General features: G+C 61.6%; 15 protein-coding genes and 1 riboswitch. Of the genes, 5 read left to right on the top strand and 10 right to left on the bottom strand.

Annotation, left to right across the window (positions count from 1 at the left end):
* Positions 1 to 324: 324 nt before the first annotated feature.
* A complete protein-coding gene (locus tag HX807_RS10120) occupies positions 325 to 1,089 on the bottom strand; it encodes a sulfite exporter TauE/SafE family protein (protein WP_003210527.1) in 765 nt (254 codons plus the stop codon).
* Positions 1,074 to 1,736, bottom strand: coding sequence for an FMN-binding negative transcriptional regulator (locus tag HX807_RS10115; protein WP_177028433.1), 663 nt, complete (start codon positions 1,734 to 1,736; stop codon positions 1,074 to 1,076). Before HX807_RS10115 ends, HX807_RS10120 begins: the two co-directional genes overlap by 16 nt.
* On the opposite strand from HX807_RS10115, the gene HX807_RS10110 reads away from it, so the two are divergent.
* On the top strand, positions 1,735 to 3,336 hold the full coding sequence (locus HX807_RS10110; protein ID WP_008432589.1) for a PLP-dependent aminotransferase family protein: 1,602 nt from the start codon (positions 1,735 to 1,737) through the stop codon (positions 3,334 to 3,336). The two genes, HX807_RS10115 and HX807_RS10110, sit on opposite strands and share 2 nt — an antisense overlap.
* A gap of 250 nt (positions 3,337 to 3,586) precedes the next feature.
* Here HX807_RS10110 and HX807_RS10105 read toward each other — a convergent pair whose 3' ends face one another.
* Entirely contained in the window at positions 3,587 to 4,318 is a 732-nt protein-coding gene (locus HX807_RS10105) for a hypothetical protein (RefSeq protein WP_177049856.1), read from the bottom strand.
* Between the two features lie 333 nt (positions 4,319 to 4,651).
* Between HX807_RS10105 and HX807_RS10100 the strand changes: the two genes are divergently transcribed.
* Entirely contained in the window at positions 4,652 to 5,398 is a 747-nt protein-coding gene (locus tag HX807_RS10100; protein ID WP_177049855.1) for a BPL-N domain-containing protein, read from the top strand.
* Between the two features lie 68 nt (positions 5,399 to 5,466).
* On the opposite strand, the gene HX807_RS10095 is transcribed toward HX807_RS10100, so the two are convergent.
* From HX807_RS10095 to lexA, 7 genes are all read right to left on the bottom strand, one after another.
* A complete protein-coding gene (locus tag HX807_RS10095) occupies positions 5,467 to 5,730 on the bottom strand; it encodes a hypothetical protein (protein ID WP_177049853.1) in 264 nt (87 codons plus the stop codon).
* A gap of 236 nt (positions 5,731 to 5,966) precedes the next feature.
* Positions 5,967 to 8,495: an excinuclease ABC subunit UvrA gene (gene uvrA, locus HX807_RS10090; protein WP_177049851.1), complete on the bottom strand. Its 2,529-nt coding sequence runs from the start codon at positions 8,493 to 8,495 to the stop codon at positions 5,967 to 5,969.
* Positions 8,496 to 8,660: 165 nt separating this feature from the next.
* Positions 8,661 to 10,370, bottom strand: a complete 1,710-nt coding sequence (locus HX807_RS10085; protein WP_177049837.1) for an ATP-binding protein — start codon at positions 10,368 to 10,370, stop codon at positions 8,661 to 8,663.
* Positions 10,371 to 10,483: 113 nt separating this feature from the next.
* A complete protein-coding gene (locus tag HX807_RS10080; protein ID WP_371316465.1) occupies positions 10,484 to 13,573 on the bottom strand; it encodes an error-prone DNA polymerase in 3,090 nt (1,029 codons plus the stop codon).
* Entirely contained in the window at positions 13,549 to 14,964 is a 1,416-nt protein-coding gene (locus tag HX807_RS10075) for a DNA polymerase Y family protein (RefSeq protein ID WP_177049833.1), read from the bottom strand. Before HX807_RS10075 ends, HX807_RS10080 begins: the two co-directional genes overlap by 25 nt.
* 7 nt (positions 14,965 to 14,971) lie before the next feature.
* Positions 14,972 to 15,583, bottom strand: a complete 612-nt coding sequence (gene imuA / locus HX807_RS10070; RefSeq protein WP_008432576.1) for a translesion DNA synthesis-associated protein ImuA — start codon at positions 15,581 to 15,583, stop codon at positions 14,972 to 14,974.
* Positions 15,583 to 16,200, bottom strand: a complete 618-nt coding sequence (gene lexA, locus HX807_RS10065) for a transcriptional repressor LexA (RefSeq protein ID WP_003210482.1) — start codon at positions 16,198 to 16,200, stop codon at positions 15,583 to 15,585. Before lexA ends, imuA begins: the two co-directional genes overlap by 1 nt.
* Positions 16,201 to 16,301: 101 nt before the next feature.
* A riboswitch (cobalamin riboswitch) is annotated at positions 16,302 to 16,509 on the top strand.
* 93 nt (positions 16,510 to 16,602) lie between these two features.
* On the opposite strand from lexA, the gene HX807_RS10060 reads away from it, so the two are divergent.
* From HX807_RS10060 to HX807_RS10050, 3 genes are read left to right on the top strand one after another with little or no spacing between them, the layout of a single operon-like run.
* A complete protein-coding gene (locus tag HX807_RS10060) occupies positions 16,603 to 18,537 on the top strand; it encodes a TonB-dependent siderophore receptor (protein ID WP_003210480.1) in 1,935 nt (644 codons plus the stop codon).
* Positions 18,538 to 18,548: 11 nt separating this feature from the next.
* Positions 18,549 to 18,881 (top strand): ferredoxin, encoded by a 333-nt coding sequence (locus tag HX807_RS10055; protein WP_003210478.1) that lies wholly within the window; start codon positions 18,549 to 18,551, stop codon positions 18,879 to 18,881.
* The gene (locus HX807_RS10050; RefSeq protein ID WP_003210477.1) at positions 18,878 to 19,798 is read left to right on the top strand and encodes an ABC transporter substrate-binding protein; all 921 of its coding nucleotides are present in this window, start codon (positions 18,878 to 18,880) and stop codon (positions 19,796 to 19,798) included. The genes HX807_RS10055 and HX807_RS10050 overlap by 4 nt, the downstream gene beginning before the upstream one ends.
* The last annotated feature ends 220 nt before the right edge of the window (positions 19,799 to 20,018 follow it).

Genomic DNA, 20,018 nt, shown 5'->3' with positions numbered 1-20,018 from the left:
AGCATCTCCGAGGCACTCGATGAGGCTCAAGCGACGGCACGCAATGCCGGTGATATTACGCCGCCGCTCAATCTCAACTTCGTCACTCTAAGCAGCTCGATTAAATTGTTCGGAGCGCCGTCTGAGTATCTGCGTCCAGTTCAGATGCTCGGTTACTACCCTGACGAAGTCCTCAAGCGCTAATTTTAGCTCGATGAAGCACGCCTAGCCGAGCAGAGCATCCTAGTGTCACAGGCCATTTGAACGGCCTCTGACTGCTAACATTCCGTTGGCAGCCAGTCGGATAATGGCCGTAACGTTGGGCCTCATAGTGGTGAGGCATTTTCAGACGATATAGCCACTTATGCCGTCCCACAGAAGTTTTACCGCCGTGACTACGAGCAGGCAGTAGCAGGCAAGGTACATCTGGCGTTGATCCAGCTTGGTGTGCAGTCGCCAGCCCAGCCAGACACCACTTGGAACTGCTAACAGGCAGATGACCATCAGGCTTAGCACGTTACCGGTGGGCCTGGCTAACAGCAGCCAAGGCACTGCCTTGAGCAGATTGCCTACGGTAAAGAACATGCTGGTGGTGCCGGCATAGGTTTTCTTGCTTAGACCGAGCGGCAACAGGTACATCGCTAATGGTGGCCCACCAGAATGCGCGACCATAGTCGTGATCCCAGAGGTGACGCCTGCGGACACCGCCTTGAGCGATGAGCGCTGGCTGACCCTGATTTCCCCACCGGTTTTGAACCAGAGGCCGACAAAAATCAGGGTAACCGCCGCCATCACTAACGCGACTGCGCGGTGATCCATGACGCGAAAGAGTAGATAGCCGACACCGATGCCGACAATCAGACCTGGTAACAACAGCACCAAGTCGGGTTTAGACCAAGTGGATGGCTTCCAGTAACGCAGGCCGAACAGGTCCATCGCGATAAACAACGGCGCTAGCAGTCCGCCGGCTGTGAGCGGATCCATCACCAGCGACAGCAGCGGAATGCCGACAATGGAGAAGCCTCCACCGAAGGCACCTTTCATAAAGCAGATCAAAAAAACTCCGGCGAAGGTCACCAGAATCGTGGTGGTGGTCAACTCAAGGTCCACGGTGCTGCCCCCTGATCCGGCTGCTCAAGGTTGGCCAGCATTATCGAAGAAAGCTCAACGTGCCCGCGCTCGCGCAAGTGCGCGATCGCAGACAAGCGATCAGCGTGCGACTTGTTTTGATTGAGCTTGCGCTTGCATTCAACGCACTGCATTTCGATCTCGATACCGACGACTCTCGACACCATCTCGTCCAGATATTCACGCGGCGCATCGCCCATCTTCCAGGGCTTGATCTCCTTGGACTCCTGGTGGCGAGTCAGCAGGGCCAGGGTGCGGCGCAGGAGTTTTTCTTCCGACATCACGTGCATGACGCCATGCACATGCACCACCTCGTAGTTCCATGTGGGAACCTGGCGATGCGTTTCGTGCTTGGACGCAAACCAGTTGGGCGAAATGTAGCCTTCTGCCCCCCTGAAGATCACCATAACAGGCGTGCTGCCGGCGCAACGTTGCCACACAGGATTGGCGCGGGCCACATGAGCGGTCAGCAACCCGTATGTTCCGTGGCCGGTATCGAGTTCAAAGGGAATGTGGTCCGCATCCATGCCGGATTCACCCTCAGTCACGAGGATGCCCAGCGGATTGTCGCGGATAATTCGGTGCAACTGTTCCGGGCGGTGCTCTGCGAAGTGTTCGGGAATGTACATGGGATTTCACTACGGATTGTTGGGAGTCCATAATGTCGACCACGACCTGCATCATCGAAAGTGCCAGTTTCGAGGTTTTTCCATGGGCCAGTTTTCAGCCAATCCGGATGCATTTTCCCGCGGCGCGCAACGTCGGATCTATGCCAGGCTGCGCGCGCAGATAGAAGACGGCACGCTTGCCGCCGGCACGAGGCTCATGTCGACGCGGGCAATCGCGGCCGAACTCGGCGTGTCGCGAACCACGGTAACGGCGGCTTACGAGCAACTGGCGGCCGAAGGCTTTGTCCTGACATCAGTGGGCAAGGCCGCCACGGTAGCGAGCATAATCAGCACTCAATCCGGGCATGCCCAAGGGGACTCGGCGCAGCAAAAGGAACTGCCGCCAGTGCTTTCCCTTTACGGGCAACGAGTGGCCATCATGAAGCCGTACAACATGGCGTCACCCCAAGCCCGCATCGATTTCAGGTACGGCTCGGTCGCTACCAGGGATTTTCCGGCGCTGGGTTGGCAGCGCGCCTACCGTTCCGAACTAGTCAAGCGTCAACCGAGCCTCGCTTACGGCCACCCCGAAGGGGAAGAGCGCTTGCGCAATGCGCTGCAAGGTTATCTGCGACGCGCACGCGGTCTGGCGTGCGATGCGGATCAAATACTCGTAGTGCATGGCTCGCAGCAAGGACTTGACCTGTGCGCCCGGCTTTTGCTGAACCCGCAAGATGCATTCGTCTTCGAAGAGCCTGGCTACCGCATGGCCAGATATTGCTTTGAGGCCACGGGCGCGACGGCGTTGCCCATACCCGTCGATGCCTCTGGACTGGATACCAGTGCTCTGCCGGAAGGTGATCGCGTGCGCCTGGCCTTTGTCACTCCGTCGCACCAGTTTCCCATGGGGGCGGTGCTTCCTGTCGCACGTCGCCTCGAACTGCTGAGTTGGGCGAGGCGACATCGCGCGTGGATCATTGAGGACGATTACGGCGGCGAGTTTCGCTATGGCCAGCGGCCCATCGACGCACTGCAATCCATGGACGCAGATGCTCGCGTCATTTATGTCGGAACGTTCTCCAAGGCACTCTCACCGCAACTCAGGTTGGGTTATCTGGTTCTTCCACGCGAGTTGGTTCACGTTTTCCGTGAAGCAAAACGGCTGACCGATCGACACTCACCGCGCTGGGAACAAAACGTGCTCGCCTCATTGATCGAAAGTGGAACCTATGAGCGTCACGTTCGCCGCCTGCGGCGGGAAAATGAACTGCGGCGAAGGGCATTACTGGAGGCTTTTGAACAGCATCTGGCGGAATATGGGCAACTGGCCGGCATGGCGGCGGGCTTACACGGCGTATTAACGCTACCCGCGCTTCGCGCTCAGGATGAGCCGACGTTGCAGGCGATAGCGCTCGAACGCGGGGTTGGCGTATATCCGCTTTCGCCGCTGTTTGCCGAACCCACGTCGGTAGAATACGAGCGACCGGCAGGGCTCATTTTGGGCTATGCCGGCCTGACAACGCAGCAGATTCATGAAGGGATCGGCATTCTTGGCACGGTGGTTCGGGAGGTTGAAGAGCTTGGGGCTCGGTCCGGATCAGTGGATGACTATGTCATCTAATATGCGGCTCGAACACGAGCAAATTTACAAGGTAGAGATAAGGCGAATAAGAAAAAGTGGTCGGCTTGAGTGACTGCTAAGGGTGGAAAATGGTTCTGGACGGAGGGACCGCTATTGGCCGATTGCAGCCCATCGTGACGGGTAGCTTTTTGAAAACTGGCCCCCATTATCGGCCCCAATTTTTCGATGCTGATAATTGGCTACTTTTCCCCGGAAAACCTCCTGGCTTGGGTCGAAGTCGTCGATACAACTACCACCGCCTCCACCACGCTTTCTGAGCAACCACCTCAGGCTTCAGCGAGGCGATCTTAGAGCCAGCAATCTTTACCGGTGCGACGTCCAGACCATCGAAGCTACCTAGACCCAGAGGGGGGCTTTCTGTTTGTAGAAAGCGAGTGGTTTCTGCTGAAGCCACCGCATGCAGTAACGACGAGGGCATTATATTCCGACTCAAGACGTGAATGCCGCTCTCTGGGTCATGCAGACCACTTACGTCGGCGCCTTCAACCCCATCTATCAGAAGCGGCTGGATCATGACCGTGCCAAGCTCGTAGGTGATATCCAGATCACCGCAAACGCAACGCAGCCTTTGCAGTTCACCATTCGACGATACACACACAAAATCCAACCCGTCGTCATCCGTGCAAAAGCTGCAAACGTGTAATTGAAGGCTTTTACTCAGCGCTAAATTCACATTCAGGAAAGCTCTCTTGAAGTAGTCGGCTAGCTGAGCATCCTTAAGCACTTTGTATATCCGCGATAGCGCTGCCAATTCTTGAGGGAGCTCAAGCGGTACATCCTTGATGGGTGGCATAGACGTAAAGGGCCATTTCCGTTCTTCGCCAGCCTTGAACGTGTCTAAGTAGAACGACGTGGCGTTTTCATCCTGGTGCAATGACCAACCAATGCTCACCGGCAACGTAGAAAGTGGTTCTAACTCCGGCTTCACATTCATCGCGTGAGCAACGACAAGGTACCCCATTGTTTAGATCCTTCAGGTACAGGGCTGAATCGCTCCAAGCATAGTCGATACTTGAGTGTGTGCTATTGGCCGATAGCATTCGCGCATGGCCGAGAGCTGACTCAAACAGCCTGAAAAATTCCGGGGATTGAAAATGGAAGAAACGCTCTCTTCGATATTTATGCACTAAAGGAAAACCCATAAATATGAATGGGAAAACCGTAGTTGCGATCATCAACCCCGATTTTTCCTAGCCGATTTACAAATGTTAACTCCTTCAACTGGCTATTGGCTTTAGGCTTCGAATCACAAAGTCCGATCGGACCCAATCAGCTCTAAGACGACTCTACAACCATGAATCTGCACGCCATCGCCGCGACGCTTTTTGCGTTTTTCACACTGCTTCCTTCCTCAGTGCACGCCGCGACACCCATCGCCCATGTCGCTATCTACCGAGGCCCGGCGGGCTGCGAGGGATGTTCAGAGAATGTCAAAACAGCCCTGCTGCGCGTCCGCCCGAATGCGCAGATTGACTTTGTAGGTGCCGATGAATCGATCGACATCACGCCGCAAAGCCTCGCTCGTTATGACCTCTACGTTCAACCGGGTGGCGGTCAGGACATCCCTGCGGCGCTTGATAGTTTGGGGGATGCGCGGGTGCAGGCCATTCGTGACTTTGTCGCCCAGGGTGGGCGCTACCTGGGGCTTTGTATGGGTGCTTATCTGGCCGACGACAGCAACTTTGGCCTGATACCCTACGACCTTGATTCAGAGGCGGGCAGGCCTGGGTTTGAGGTCGCGGGCATTGCGGACGCGGCGGTGCAGGTTGTGTGGGATGGGAAAGCCGATAGCGTCTTTTATCAGGATGTGCCTTACTTCCCCAAGCCTGACGCGACCTCGCCTTCTTCAACCATTGCGACCTACCGGAATGGTGATGTGGCGGCAGCGCGTTACACCTATGAAAACGGGATAGTGGTGCTGAGTGGCCCGCATCCTGAGGCGGATCGGGAGTGGTTCGAGAAGGCGAATATTCCCTTGAGCGAGATGCCGCGGGGTGAGCTTTTTGGGGCGTTGGTGCGCAGCATTGAGGGGCACAGGTAGGGGGCGATGATGACTTCCGGATTTCAGCTGGATGCTCCAGCCAACTGAAAAAGTCATATGGCCGCCAGCTATTTACCCAGGTTTTGATTCATCAAATTGTCCAGTACGGGAAGTTTGGTGGCCGCCTGCCATTCGCGTAAATGCTTGCAGCCTTCATCATTGAGCTCGGCAAGGTTGCTGCGAGCGTCGCATATCGTGAACCACTTCTGCCGGAGAGATGGATACTTTACAAACTCTTCCCGGGTTGGGGGTTGGTTAGTGGACAAACGCAGAACTGACAGCACTAAAAGTGCAGACACTCCGATACCGATAGAGCCGTTTTTATAATTCATATCAACTTCCGCCAATGAGAAACCTAACCCCACAGCTGAACTAATGACCGCTGTTAACTGCTTGGGGCGTTGGTCGACTATAAGAAGAGAAATGGATCGATAAAAGATCCATTTTCGACATATCTCATAGGGCCATTTATTCACAAGGTGGGGAAATCAGAAAAAATCGGGGCAGTCTACCGAACGCTCGGGCAATCACGAAGCTGCCGACGAACCTGGCGCACGTCGAGCAAAACTCAGCCCAACTCGCGCCCCAAAAACGGCGCCGTCCGGCTGCTCTTGCTCTTCGCCACCTTCTGCGGCGTGCCACTCACCACCACCTTCCCGCCTCGATCCCCGGCCCCCGGCCCGATATCAATCACCCAATCACTCTGCGCCACGACACGCATTTCATGCTCCACCACAATCACCGTGTGCCCCGCCTCCACCAGATGATTCAACTGGCTCAACAACCGATCCACATCCCGCGGATGCAGCCCGGTCGTCGGTTCATCCAGCACATACAACGTCGCGCCCCGGGCATTGCGTTGCAGCTCGGTCGCCAGCTTGATCCGCTGCGCCTCCCCACCTGACAACTCGGTCGCCGGCTGGCCAAGGCGCAAATAACCCAAGCCAATATCCCGCAGCACTTGCAGCGAGCGCAGCACACCCGGCTCTTCGGCAAATACCTCTACCGCCTGTTCAACCGTCAGCCCCAGTACCTGGGCGATGGTCAGCCCTTCCCACTTGATTGCTAACGTTTCCGGGTTGTACCGCGCCCCGTGGCACGTCGGGCATGGCGCGTACACGCTGGGCATGAACAGCAATTCAACGCTGACAAACCCCTCGCCTTCGCAGTTCGGGCAGCGGCCTTTGGCGACGTTGAAAGAAAATTGCCCAGCGTCGAAATGGCGCTTTTTCGCCGCGGGTGTGGCGGCGAACAGTTTGCGTACGTTGTCGAACAGGCCGGTGTAGGTCGCGAGGTTGGAGCGCGGTGTGCGGCCAATGGGTTTCTGGTCCACCTGCACCAGGCGGCGGATGTGTTCCAGCCCGCCGCTGATACGGCCGCCGCTGGTTTGCGGGGCGTCGTCTTCGAGGCTGGGTTCGTCTTCGGTTTCCACCACGCGGCCCATGCCTGCGCCTACCAGTTCCAACAGCGCCTGGCTGACGAGGCTGGATTTGCCCGAGCCGGAAATGCCGGTGACGGCGGTGAAGCAGCCCAGGGGAAAGTCCACGCTGAGGTCGTTGAGGTTGTTGCGCGTGACGCCTTCCAGGCTCAGCCAGCCGGTGGGTTGGCGCGGTGGTTGGCTGACCGGGCGCTTTTCGGCGAACAGGTATTCGCGGGTTTGCGAGGCTTCAATCTGTGCGAGGCCGGCGGGTGGGCCGCTGTACAGGACTTGGCCGCCGTGTTCACCGGCAGCCGGGCCGACGTCGATCAGCCAGTCGGCGCGGCGCATGGTTTCGAGGTCGTGTTCCACCACGAACAGCGAGTTGCCGGCGGCCTTCAGGCGGTCGAGGGCGGCGAACAGGGCTTCGCCGTCAGCGGGATGCAGGCCGGCGGAAGGTTCGTCGAGCACGTAGATTACGCCGAACAGTTGCGAGCCCAGTTGGGTGGCCAGGCGCAGGCGTTGCAGTTCGCCGGAGGACAGGGTCGGTGTGCTGCGTTCCAGGGCCAGGTAGCCGAGGCCGAGGTCGGTCAGGGTGCTGACGCGTTCGAGCAGGTCCTGGGCGATGCGTTGGGCGGCCAGGCGTTTTTCCACGGAGAGCTTTTTATCGCCCTGCCCTTCGGCCACCGGTCGCAGCAGTTCGGCGAGTTGCAGCAGAGACATTTGCGACAGTTCGCCAATGTCCACGCCGGCAAATTTCACCGACAGCGCGGCCTTGTTCAGGCGTTTGCCTTCACACAGCGGGCACGGGCTGCCTTGCATGAACTGCGACACGCGCTTTTTCATCAGGGCGCTTTGGGAGTGGGTGAAGGTGTGCAGGATGTAGCGCCGGGCGCCGGTGAAGGTGCCCTGGTAGCTGGGCTCAAGTTTGCGTTTGAGGGCGTCGCGGGTTTGGGCCGGCGTGAAGCCGGCGTACACCGGTACGGTGGGGGTTTCTTCGGTGAAGAGGATCCAGTCGCGCTGCTTTTTCGGCAGGTCGCGCCACGGGATGTCGACGTCGTAGCCGAGGGTGACGAGGATGTCGCGCTGGTTCTGGCCTTGCCATGCCAGTGGCCAGGACGCCACGGCGCGTTGGCGGATGGTGAGGGAAGGATCGGGCACCATCAGGGCTTCGGTCACTTCGTACACGCGGCCCAGGCCGTGGCATTGCGGGCAGGCGCCCTGGGGCAGGTTGGGGGAAAAGTCTTCGGCGTACAGCATCGGTTGCCCCGCCGGGTAACTGCCGGCGCGGGAGTAGAGCATGCGGATCAGGCTGGACAAGGTGGTGACGCTGCCCACTGATGAACGTGTGCTGGGTGTACCGCGCTGTTGTTGCAGGGCCACGGCGGGCGGCAGGCCTTCGATGGCGTCGACGTCCGGTACGCCGACCTGGTCGATCAGGCGGCGGGCGTAGGGCGCCACGGATTCGAAGTAGCGGCGCTGGGCTTCGGCGTAGACGGTGGAGAATGCCAGCGACGACTTGCCGGAGCCTGACACGCCGGTGAACACCACCAGGGCGTCGCGGGGGATGTCCACGTCGACGTTGCGCAGGTTGTGTTCCCGGGCACCTCGTACCCGCACGAAGCCAGGGCGTTGGGTGGTGAGTGAGGTGTCTGGTGGCAGGTTGCGCTGGGAAGTCATGGGTAACCTTATCGGTGTGTTCAAGGCAGTGAAGATCAACTGTGGGAGCCGGGCTTGCCCGCGATGACGGTGTGCCAATTACCGGATGGGGTGCCTGACACTCCGCCATCGCGGGCAAGCCCGGCCCCCACAGTGGTTTGGTGTTGCTGGCTGGATCTTCATTCGTCACATCATTCGGGAGGTCAGTACCGAGCGCACCCGTTGCGCCAAGTCATCCGGGCCATAGGGTTTGCTCAGCAGGTGAATGTCGTTGCCCAGCAGGTGGTTGCTGGAAAGAATGTCGCGGGTATGCCCGGAGGTAAACAGCACCGCTATCGCCGGCACTTGCCTGCGCGCCCACTCGGCCAGGTCGGTGCTTTTGACCCGGCCCGGCATCACCACGTCGGTGAAGATCAGGTCCGGTTGCAGGCCGGCCTGGAGCATCAGCATGGCCCGGTCGCCGTCTTCGGCGGTGAGCACGGTGTAGCCGGATTGTTCGAGCAATTCCACCGCGGCCGCGCGTACGCCTTCGTTGTCCTCAACCACCAGGATCGTCTCATGGCCGCCGGTGGGTTGTGTGAGCTCGACGGGCGCATCGTGGTTTTCCGGCTCTCCCAAATTGCGCGGGAAATACATTTGCACCACGGTGCCGCTGCCCTCCACGCTCTCGACCTCAACATGCCCGCCACTTTGGCGCACGAACCCAAACACCATGCTCAGGCCCAGGCCGGTACCGTGGCCATTCGGCTTGGTGGTGAAAAACGGTTCGAAGGCACGGGCCAGGATCGTTGGTGACATGCCGGCGCCGCTGTCGGCGACGGCCAGGCGCACGTATTCACCGGGGTTGATGCTTTTACCGGCGCAATCCGGAGGGTTGAGGATGATGTTTTCGCCGGTGATCCGAATCACCCCCTCGCCTTTCATGGCATCCCGGGCATTGATCGCCAGGTTGAGCAGCGCGTTTTCCAGTTGGTTGCGGCCGACGTTAATGCACCACGGATCCTGGGGCAGTTGCACATCAATGTGGATGGTTTCTCCCAGCGCCCGCTGCAGCAGCTCGCCCAGGCCTTCATAGATGCGCAGCGGGTTGTACACCGCCGGTGACAATGGCTGGCGACGGGCGAAGGCCAGCAGTTGCGAGGTCAGCTTGGCCCCACGTTCCACTGCCGCGATGGCGGCGCTGACCCGGCGCTGCACCTGGGGGTTGTCCGGCTCATGCCGGGCCAGCAGGTGCAGGTTGCCGGCGACCACTTGCAGCAGGTTGTTGAAGTCGTGGGCCACGCCGCCGGTCAGGCCGCCGATGGCTTCCAGCTTCTGTGATTGACGCAACTGTTCTTCGGCGGCGGAACGGGCCTGCACCTCCGCGGCCACGCGCTGCTCCAGGTTGTGGGTGAGTTCCTGGCGCAGGCGCTCGGAGATCATATGTTCGGTGGTCTCCACCACAATCGCCAGGACCCCGGCCGGTCGTTGGTCGTCGCCGGCCACGGGGCTGTAATACAGGTCCATCCAGACTTCTTCCGGGCGGCCGTCGCGCAACAGTTCCAGGGGCAGGTTGCGGTAGGACAAGGTGCCGCCAGCCAGGCAGGTGTCGACCACATTGCGGTTGAAGTCGGCGACTTCCGGCCAGCCCAGTTCCACCGGCGCACCCAGCAGATAAGGGTGGCGACCGCCGGCAAATACCGAATAGCTGTCGTTGTAGATCATGTAACCGGCGTGCCCCCACAGCATCACCATGGGCATGGGCGATGCCAGCATCATCTGCACCGCGCTGGTCAGGCTGGAGGGCCAGGCATTCATCGGGCCGAGGTCGGTGGTGGACCAATCGAAAGCACGAATCCTCTGGGCCATTTCCCCAGCCCAACCCTCACAGCCGTGGGTATTGGATAAAAACTGCATCGGTCGGCTCTGCAAAAGATAAAAGGTGGGCGGCAATGAAAACTTTGAGCCCGGCAGTGGCGGTTGGTTTCATCGCATATTGCTTATGCCGGCAGGAAGGAGCAAGGGCCGGCTCAGCGAAAGTCCCGGCTGCGCACACTGATGCCCGACAGCAACGGGGTCAGGTCGGTCAAGCGCCCGGCGATCAGGTGCCGAACCTCGCCCACCGCCTCCCAGCGGCCATCCACCTTGAGCAACCGCGAGCCCACCAGCGCCTGGCGTTGGCGCTCGGCCAAATCGCGCCAGACCACCACATTGATATTGCCGAACTCATCTTCCAGTGTGACAAAGGTAACGCCGCTGGCCGTGCCCGGGCGTTGTCGACCGGTGACCAGGCCGGCGACGCTGACGTTGCGGCCATGCTCAACCTGCAGCAATTCCCTGGAACTGCGGCAACGCCGCGCGCGCAGTTCATCGCGCAACAGCGCCAACGGGTGTGGGCCCAGGGTGGTGCCGACGCTGGCGTAGTCGGCATACAAATCTTCGCCGACTGTCGGTTGCGGCAGCTCCACCACCGCCTCTTCCGGGCTGGCGATACCGGCAAACAGGCCCAGTTGTTTCTGCACCCCGGCCACCTCCCAACGCGCCCGGTGCCGATGCCCGGCCAGGCCGCGCAAGGCACCGGCATCCGCCAGCAGTTCCTGGGCGCGAGTGTCCAATTGGGCACGCTCGCCCAAGTCGGCAATATCAAAAAACGCCCGGGCCTGGCGCGCCGCTTCGATACGCCGGCCGTCCTCTTCGCGAAACCCGGAGATCATGCGCAAGCCCATGCGAATCGCCGGTTGCTGGCCTTCGATCGGCTCAAGGCTGCAATCCCAGTCACTGGCCTGCACATCCACCGGGCGGATCTGCAAATGATGGCGACGGGCGTCCTGCAGGATCTGGTCCGGGCTGTAGAAGCCCATGGGCCAGCTGTTGATCAGGGCGCAGGCGAACGCTGCCGGTTCATGGCATTTAAGCCAGCAACTGGCATAGGTCAGCAAGGCGAAACTGGCGGCGTGGGACTCGGGAAAACCGTAGCTGCCAAAGCCCTTGATCTGCTCGAAGATCTGCGCGGCGAAGGCTTCGCTGTAGCCGTTTTTCAGCATGCCGGTGCGCAGGCGTTGCTGATGGGGTTCGAGGCCGCCGTGGCGTTTCCAGGCGGCCATGGAACGGCGCAGTTGGTCGGCTTCGCCGGGTGTGTAATCGGCGGCGACCATAGCGATCTGCATGACCTGTTCCTGGAACAGCGGGATGCCCAGGGTGCGTTCCAGTACGGACTTTAGTTCCGGCGATGGGTAGGTGGTTTCTTCCTCCTTGTTCCGCCGCCGCAGGTACGGATGCACCATGCCACCCTGGATGGGCCCCGGCCGCACGATGGCGACCTCAATGACCAGGTCGTAGAATTTTTCCGGTCGCAGGCGGGGCAACATCGACATCTGCGCCCGCGACTCAATCTGGAACACGCCGATAGTGTCGGCCTTGCTGATCATCGCGTAGGTTGCCGCATCTTCCTTGGGCACCGAAGCCAGGCTCAGGTCCCGGTTGCGATGGCGGCGCAGCAGGTCGAAGCAGCGGCGAATCGCACTGAGCATGCCCAGCGCGAGGATGTCCACCTTGAGCAGGCCCACGGCGTCGAGGTCGTCCTTGTCCCACTGGATGATGGTGCGCTCGGCCATGGCAGCATTTTCCACCGGCACCAGGGTGTCCAGCGGGTGTTCGGAAATCACGAAACCGCCGGGGTGCTGGGACAGGTGCCGGGGGAAGCCGATCAGTTGCTGAGTGAGTGTGAGCACCCGGCGCAGCACCGGGCTGTCGGGGTCGAAACCGCCTTCGCGCAAGCGTTCCAGGGGCGGTGCTTCGTCGCTCCAGCGCCCACAACAGTCGGCCAGGGCATTGACCTGATCCGGCGGCAACCCGAGGGCCTTGGCCACGTCGCGCACCGCGCCGGCGCCGTGGTAGCTGCTGACTACCGCCGTCAACGCGGCGCGGGTACGACCGTAGCGCTGGAAGACGTATTGCAGCACTTCTTCGCGGCGTTCGTGCTCGAAGTCCACGTCGATGTCCGGCGGCTCGTTGCGTTCGCGGGACAGGAAGCGCTCGAACAGCATGTTCATCAGGCTCGGGTCGATCTCGGTGATGCCCAGGGCAAAACACACCGCCGAGTTGGCCGCCGAGCCGCGGCCCTGGCACAGGATCGAACGGCTGCGGGCGAAGCGCACAATGTCGTGTACGGTGAGGAAATAGCTTTCGTAGCCGAGGTCGCTGATCAGTTCCAGTTCGTTATTGATCTGCTGGAGGGTCTTGGCGTCGACCCCTTTCGGCCAACGCTGGGCGATGCCTTGCTCGGTCAAGCTGCGTAACCAGGATTTTGCATCCTGGCCTTCAGGTACCAACTCCCTGGGGTATTGATAGCGCAATTGGCCGAGGTCAAAGGTGCAACGCCGGGCAATGTTCAGGGACTCTTCCAGCAAGTGCGCCGGGTACAGCGCGGCCAATGCATCGAGGCTGCGCAAGTGCCGTTCACCATTGGGATGCAGGCGCGCGCCGGCTTCGGCCACCGGGACGTGGTGACGGATTGCGGTCATGGTGTCTTGCAACGCACGGCGACCGCGCACATGCATATGCACATCGCCGCAGGCCACCGCCGGCAGGTGCAGGCTGGCGGCCAGGTTCAGGCGTTGCTCAAGGTGACGGGCATCGTTCTGGCCGCAATGCAGTTCCACCGCCAGCCACAGGCGATCGGTGAAGGTGCTGCACAGCCATTGGATATGGGCCTGGGTGTCGGTGTCTTCGACCATCCATAACGCGAGCAAGCCGTGTACCGCGGTGAAGTCTTCCTGCAGCAACCGGTAGTGACCTTTTCCCGCACGGCGACGGGCGATGGTGATCAGCCGGCACAGGTGTTGATAGCCTTCCAGGTTCTCCACCAGCAGCACCAGCTTGGGGCCGTTTTCCAGGCGCATCTCGCTGCCGATAATCAGCGGCAACCCGACTTCCTTGGCTGCCTGCCAGGCACGGACGATGCCCGACAAGGTGCATTCATCGGTGATCGCCAGCGCCTCGTAACCCTGCTGCCTGGCCCGTTCAAACAGCTCGCGGGCACTGGAGGCGCCCCGCTGGAAACTGAAGTTGGACAGGCAGTGCAGCTCCGCGTACTTCATGCAAACCAGCCTTGCAGCCACAGCGTGCCGCTTTCACCCACGGTGCGGTAAGCCCAGCCCTGCTGGCCGGCGCGGGTGCGCACCAGGTAGTAATCGCGGCGCACATCGGCGCCATCCCACCAGCCGGATTCGATGCGCTCCGGGCCCATCAGGATGTGTAGACCCTGCTCGGCCAGGGGCGTCGGTTCATGCAACAACCAGCCCGGGCGTTGCACGTTGTTTGAGGGTGAGCACGGGCGAAGATCAGCACCGGCTTGCCAGGCGCATTCTGGGCGGTGGTCGGCGTGAAAGCGCAGGCCTTGCACCGCTTCGTCCCCCAACCGCGCCCGCAGGCGTTCGCGCAGTTGTTCCCACGGCAGGGTTTGTTGCGGGCGCTCGTCGAACAGGTCCTGGCGCTGGGGCACAAACACCGGCAGGTCCTCGGCCACCAGGCGAAAGCCGCGCACCGGCGAGGTGACTTGCACTTGCTCCAGGCGCCCACGGGCCAGTTCGAACAGCATCGCCGCGTCACGCTCGGCGCTGAGCAGGCCGACCTTGATCACGCTGTCGGGCTCGGCCGCGTGCTCCAGGTGCAAGTCAAAACGCTGCACGCCACTGTCGCGGCCACACAGGAACGCCGACAGGTCGCCAGTCAAACGGCGCAAGGGAAACAGCAAGGCCTGGTGGGACAACACATCAAAATTCAGCTCGATGCGCACATCAAACCGGTCCGGCGGCTGGTAGAACGCCAGCGCCAGGGGCCGTTGGCCGCACAGTGCATCTAGGTGCTTGAGCAGCGCAGCGTCGAAGCGCCGGGCCAGGGTATGCCGAGGCAACGCCTGCACCTGGGCCAGGGTGCGCAAGCCCATGCGCGACAATGCGCTGGCGGCTTGCGGGTCGAGGCCGGCGCGGTCGATGGGGATCGGTGCCAGGGCGTGTTGCAGGTATTGCTCATCGGCCACGGCCAGGCCGTCGTAGGCATTCGCCAATATCCGCGCCGCCGCCGGGTTCGGCGCGGCGACGATGCGATGACGAAACCCCAGTTCGGTCAGCTCCTTGCGCAAGCGTGCTTCGAGCAACGGCCAGGGCCCGAACAGGCCCAGGCTCGACTCGATCTCGAACAGCAACGCCCGTGGGTAGAACACGCTGACCTGGGAGCTGAAACGGTAGGCCCAAGCGGCGAGAAACTGCTGCCAGTATTCGATCTGCGCCGGGTCGTATTCGGCGCAGGCGAACGCCTTGGTCAAGGCATGGGCCGCCGTCAGGGATTGGCCGGGGCGCAGGCCGAGTTTGCGCGCGGCGTCATTGACGGTTTGCAGCACCCGCCGCTGCGGCGTGCCGGCCAGCAGGGCCAACGGCTGGTCCGGTTCGGGGCGCGAACGCAGCACCCCGTCCAGCGCCAATTGCGGGAACACAATACACACCCAGCGCATGCCAACCTCAGTGCCCAAGCGCAATGGGCGCGGGATGGGCCAGGCCACCCCGGCACTTGAGCACCCGCACTTGCGCCGGGCTCGCCTCAACCGCCAGGCGCAACGCGGCCGGTGACGGGTTGATGGCCTCGTTCAAGGAGCGCCAGGCAAAGGCCAGGGTCTGGCCGGTTTCCGCCGCCACCTGCAAGCGGCGCAAGGCGCGGTCATCGGCCTTGCGCGGCCAGCACAGCACCGCGCCACAGCTGCCGGAACGCAGGCATTGCTCCACTGCCCACAAGGCATCGCGTTCATCGGCCTGGATCACTGACAGCTGGCGCACATCCACCCCGGCGTTTTGCCAGGCGTGGGGGTACGGCGTGTAGGGCGGCGCCACCAGCACGATGCGCTCACCGGCCGCCGCCAACCGTGCCAGGGTCGGCCACACCAGCTGCAACTCGCCCACGCCTTCCTTGGCCATGAGGATTTCGCTCAACGCCGCTTCCGGCCAGCCACCGCTGGGCAGCACCGCATCCAGGGCCGCAAGCCCGGTGGGATGGACGCTGGCCGGCGGCGCGGCGGGCCGGCCTTTCCAGACCCGGCCGCCATTGAACAGCGAGTCCAGTGCAACGACGGCGCCCATCAGCCTTGCCTCACCAGGCCGCAGAACACCCCTTCGATGGCCAGGTCCTGATCGGGCCGCACCACGATGGGTTGATAGGCGGGGTTGCGCGGCAGCAGGCGCACGCGCTCGCCCACGTGTTCGAAACGTTTGATGGTGACTTCACCGTCCAGGCGTGCCACCACGATCTGCCCGTTCAAGGCCTCGGCACTGCGGCGTACGCCCACCAGGTCGCCATCGAGGATGCCATCTTCGATCATCGAATCGCCCTGCACCCGCAGCAGGTAATCCGGGGTTTTCGCGAACATGCCCGGGTCGAGCAATAGACGGTTGTGCACTTCGGCATCGGCGCCAATGGGCAAACCGGCGGCCACCCGGCCGAGCACCGGAATATCCAGCAGCTCCGGCCGCGCCGGTTGATTGAGCAGGCGGATGCCGCGCGCCTGGTTGGGGTTGACCTCGATAAAGCCGCCCTCGGTCAGCGCCAGCACATGCTTGCGCGCCACGCTGCGGGAGGCAAAGCCGAACGCCTCGGCGATCTCGGCGAGGCTGGGGGACTGGCCTTGCTGCGCGATACGGTCGCGGATAAAGGTCAGGATGGCGGTACGGCGGGGCGTTAGATTCTTCATGGAGTACATTTGTACTCCTGTGGGAATTTTCTGGCAATATCCGTCAGTCGCTTCCCTGGCAACCGCCGGAAAAGTACCCGCCAAGTTGACGAACGGTCTTTCGAATGTTCAGATGCCGGCCTGTTTCAGGTGCCTCATGCCGCCGTGCATGGGGTGAAACGGGAAACCGGTGCCGCTCTTTTCGAGCCAGTCCGGTGCTGCCCCCGCAACGGTAGACGCGTGACCCCTTCGACACACCACTGTGGCCTGCGCGCCATGGGAAGGTGAAGGTGTCCATACGCGTGAGCCCGGAGACCGGCCTGGAATTCTGTTTGGCAAAATCCTGCGGTGGGCGGGCATGGGCCGGTATTGGCGTGTGCTCGGTGCCTACTCGTGCGTGCTTTTCGCGAAAGATACTTTTCCGAGAAGACTATGATTCGACCTTACAATACGTCCGTGCCCAGCCTGCTGCTCGGCTGCCTGTTCAGCCCCCTGCTGCTGGCCGACGACCCTCCCCTTGAGCTCAAGCAGCAGATCATTTCCGCACCGTCGGTGGAATCCACTACCGTGGCCGACATGGCCCAGTACGGCAGCAAGGTCGAGATCGTCACCCGCGAACAGATCGAACGCGCCGGCCCCGCCGCCGATGTGTCGCGCGTGATGCAGATGTTCATCCCCGGCCTGTACGTGGCCCCCAAGAACGGTCCGTTCGACTACGGCACCTATTCCCTGCTGGGCGGGCGCAACGATGACACGTTGATCCTGCTGGACGGCGTGCGCCTGAACAACCGCCTGTACGGCGGCCTGTACCTGGACACCCTGCCCGCCAACGCCATCGAGCGCATCGAAGTGCTCAAGGGTGGCCAGAGCCTGCTGTTCGGCACCCAGGCGGTGTCGGGGGTGATCAACATCGTTACCCGCAGCCCGCAAACCCGCGAGGCGTCCGGCGAGGTGAACCTGGGCGCAGACACCTTCGGCGGCACCACCGGCGACGCCCGGGTCGAGAAGATTTTCAATAACGGATTTGGCGACCTCGGCTTGCTGGCCTACGTCAGCCGCAACGCCTCCGAGGGCTACCAGCCGTTTCGCAACCGCGACATGAAAAACGTCAGCGACAAGAAACGCTCCTACGAAGTCACCACCTTCGGCACCAAGGCGATCCAGTCGTTTGGCGATGACACGCGCCTTGAGCTGTTTTACCAGTACGCCGACGCCAACCTCGATTTCGCCCGCCCGGTGGACAACCACAAGACCACCAACGACCGCGTGCAACAGATCGCCACGGCCACCTTCGAGCAAACCCTCAACGAGCGCCTGAGCTACTTCGTCAAAGGCCATATCAACGATTGGGACACGCGCTATACCCGCATCAACAATATCGAAGGCGGCGGCACCCGGGTCATCAACCACAACGACTACTGGGGCTTCACCGACTGGGGCGTGCAGGCCGAAGGCAAGGCCGTGCTGCCCGGCGAGCACGTGCTGGTATTCGGGTCCGATAACCAGTGGTTCAAGGGCCAGGACGATGTATTGATCATCGACGACAACAAGGCCCAGGCCCACGCGCTGTACACCCAACTGCGCCCGACTATCGAAGCCCTGCCGAACTGGCACCCGAGCATCGGCGTACGCCACGAAGCCATGAGCGGCGGCGACAGCGCCACCGTCGGCATGCTCACTTCGCTCTACGACCTCAACGACAACTGGGCCCTGCGCGGCCAATACGGCACTGCCTACAAACTGCCGAATGCCGAGCAACTGTTCGTCAACGAAGACGATGAAAAAGGCAACCGCAACCTCAAGCCGGAGAAGAGCCGCAACGCCGAACTGGGCGTCGACTACAAGGGCAGCCTGCTGGCCCGGGACTTCAGCGCCAGCGTCACGCTGTTCAAACGCAAGATCACCGACCTGATCACCCTGGACGATATCCAGTGGGTCAACGGCCAGGGGCAGATCCAGATGCGTGGTTTCGAGGCCGACGCCAAGCTGCAGCTCAATGAACAATGGAGCGTGCAGGCCGACATGACCCGCAACCTCACCGAGTCCCGTGCGGGTGTCACCATCAACGATATCCCGGGCTTCTTCGCCCGCTCGCGGGTCGGCTATGAATCGGCGGACCGCCTGTGGGGCGCCGGCACCTCCGTGCGTTACATCGGCGATATCGTCAGCTCGAAAAAGGTCGAATACGGCAACTACACCGTGGTGGATGCCGACGCCTATCGCTACCTCGACAACGCCCACCAACACCGCGTGAGCCTGCTGGTAGAGAACCTGTTCGACCGCGACTACGTCACCAGCCGCGCCAGCAACGTCGACAACCTCGGGCGGCCGTTCACCTCCGAAGTACGCTACACGTATCGCTTCTGATGAGTACGCCCGTGGAAACTCATCCGGACTGGTCCCACGTGCCTGACCACGCCCGTCACGTGTTCCTGTGCACTGGCCCACGCTGTACGCAGCGTGGCGCGCTGCAACTGTGGAAAACCCTGCGCCGCCACCTGCTGCAACACGACTGCATCGAAAAGCCTGGCGGCGTGCTGCTGACACGCACCCACTGCCAGTTCCCGTGCAACCTGGGGCCAATCGTGACGGTGTACCCGGACACGTGCTGGTACGGCGTGCACAGCAACGCAGACGTGCAACGGCTGGTGGAAGTGCATCTGGTGGGCGGCGAAGTCGTTGAGGATCTGCTGATCAAGGAGCGCCCATGAAGGCCTCGTGGCTGCTGCTGGGCGCCCTGCTCTGCGCGCCATCGGTATTGGCCGACAGCTATCGCAACTGCAACCAGGATTGGACCGCCGCCCACTCACCGCCTTCGCGCATCGTGGCCCTCAACCAGCATGCCGCAGACCTGCTGTTGACGCTGGATGTCGGCCCGGCCTTGGTGGGCGTGGCGTATCTGGATGACAACGGTGTGGCCCACCGACACGGCGAGTATTTCGGCGTGCCGGTGATTGCGCCCAAGTACCCGTCCAGCGAAGTGCTCTATGCGCAGAAACCGGATCTGGTGGTCGGTGGTTTCGCCAGCGCATTTGGCACTGGCGTCACCTCACGCACCGGCCTGGCCGGCAACGGAGTGGCGTCGTACTTGCTGGAGTCGGCGTGCGACGGGCATTCGCTGGATTACTTCGGGCATATCCGCAACGACCTGTTCACCCTTGGCGCCCTGGTGCATAAACAGCCACGGGCGCGGGCGTTGAGCGATGCCATGGACGCCGACCTGGCCAGTGCCCAGGCGCTGGCTAGTGAGGGTAAACCGCTGTCGGTGTTTTACCTGGACAGTGAGGTCAACGGGTTGGACAGCGAGGGTCGGCGTGGTTTTGTCACCACGTTGGTGGCGGCTGCTGGTGCGCGCAATTTATTTGCCGGGATCAACCAATACCGCGTCACCGTGAGCAGCGAAACCCTGCTGATGAGTGACCCGGATGTGATCTTACTGGCAGATGCGCTGTGGTCACCGGCCAGCCGCAAACGTCAGTTGCTGACCACCGACCCGGTGCTGTCGCGTTTGCGGGCGGTGCGGGAGAATCGGATGATCGATATTCCGTTTACCCATTTGGTGCCTACCGCCAATAGCGGCCGAGTCGTGTTGGAGTTGGCGAGGCAATTCAAACAACTGGCTGAATAATTCACGAGCGAAGCGCCTGACCAATTTACTCAGTCCATGCCACCGACCAAAGTTGTGAAACGCTGTAGGTTTCCAATGCTGAGCGCATCGTACTTTTGATCTCCTCCAGCTCCTGGCCTGACAGATCAGGGTGATAGAGCTCGCACTTGGTGGCCGAGATATCACTCATCCCGGCTTCAGTGACTACCGGCTCGACCGCGCTACCATCCACCGGGAAAAG

The organism is Pseudomonas sp. D8002, assembly GCF_013385695.1.
Classification (GTDB): Bacteria; Pseudomonadota; Gammaproteobacteria; order Pseudomonadales; family Pseudomonadaceae; genus Aquipseudomonas.
Note: the sequence above shows the minus strand (reverse complement) of the source record. Positions and strands in the feature narration are given on the sequence as shown.

What these genes read in the sequence shown, in the direction of transcription:
- HX807_RS10115 (WP_177028433.1), bottom strand. Translation starts at nt 1,736, where the DNA reads ATGTACATTCCCGAACACTTCGCAGAGCACCGCCCGGAACAGTTGCAC.
- HX807_RS10060 (WP_003210480.1), top strand. Translation starts at nt 16,603, where the DNA reads ATGATTCGACCTTACAATACGTCCGTGCCCAGCCTGCTGCTCGGCTGC.
- lexA (WP_003210482.1), bottom strand. Translation starts at nt 16,200, where the DNA reads ATGTACTCCATGAAGAATCTAACGCCCCGCCGTACCGCCATCCTGACC.
- imuA (WP_008432576.1), bottom strand. Translation starts at nt 15,583, where the DNA reads ATGGGCGCCGTCGTTGCACTGGACTCGCTGTTCAATGGCGGCCGGGTC.
- HX807_RS10105 (WP_177049856.1), bottom strand. Translation starts at nt 4,318, where the DNA reads ATGGGGTACCTTGTCGTTGCTCACGCGATGAATGTGAAGCCGGAGTTA.
- HX807_RS10100 (WP_177049855.1), top strand. Translation starts at nt 4,652, where the DNA reads ATGAATCTGCACGCCATCGCCGCGACGCTTTTTGCGTTTTTCACACTG.
- HX807_RS10050 (WP_003210477.1), top strand. Translation starts at nt 18,878, where the DNA reads ATGAAGGCCTCGTGGCTGCTGCTGGGCGCCCTGCTCTGCGCGCCATCG.
- uvrA (WP_177049851.1), bottom strand. Translation starts at nt 8,495, where the DNA reads ATGACTTCCCAGCGCAACCTGCCACCAGACACCTCACTCACCACCCAA.
- HX807_RS10110 (WP_008432589.1), top strand. Translation starts at nt 1,735, where the DNA reads ATGGGATTTCACTACGGATTGTTGGGAGTCCATAATGTCGACCACGAC.
- HX807_RS10095 (WP_177049853.1), bottom strand. Translation starts at nt 5,730, where the DNA reads ATGAATTATAAAAACGGCTCTATCGGTATCGGAGTGTCTGCACTTTTA.
- HX807_RS10075 (WP_177049833.1), bottom strand. Translation starts at nt 14,964, where the DNA reads ATGCGCTGGGTGTGTATTGTGTTCCCGCAATTGGCGCTGGACGGGGTG.
- HX807_RS10085 (WP_177049837.1), bottom strand. Translation starts at nt 10,370, where the DNA reads ATGCAGTTTTTATCCAATACCCACGGCTGTGAGGGTTGGGCTGGGGAA.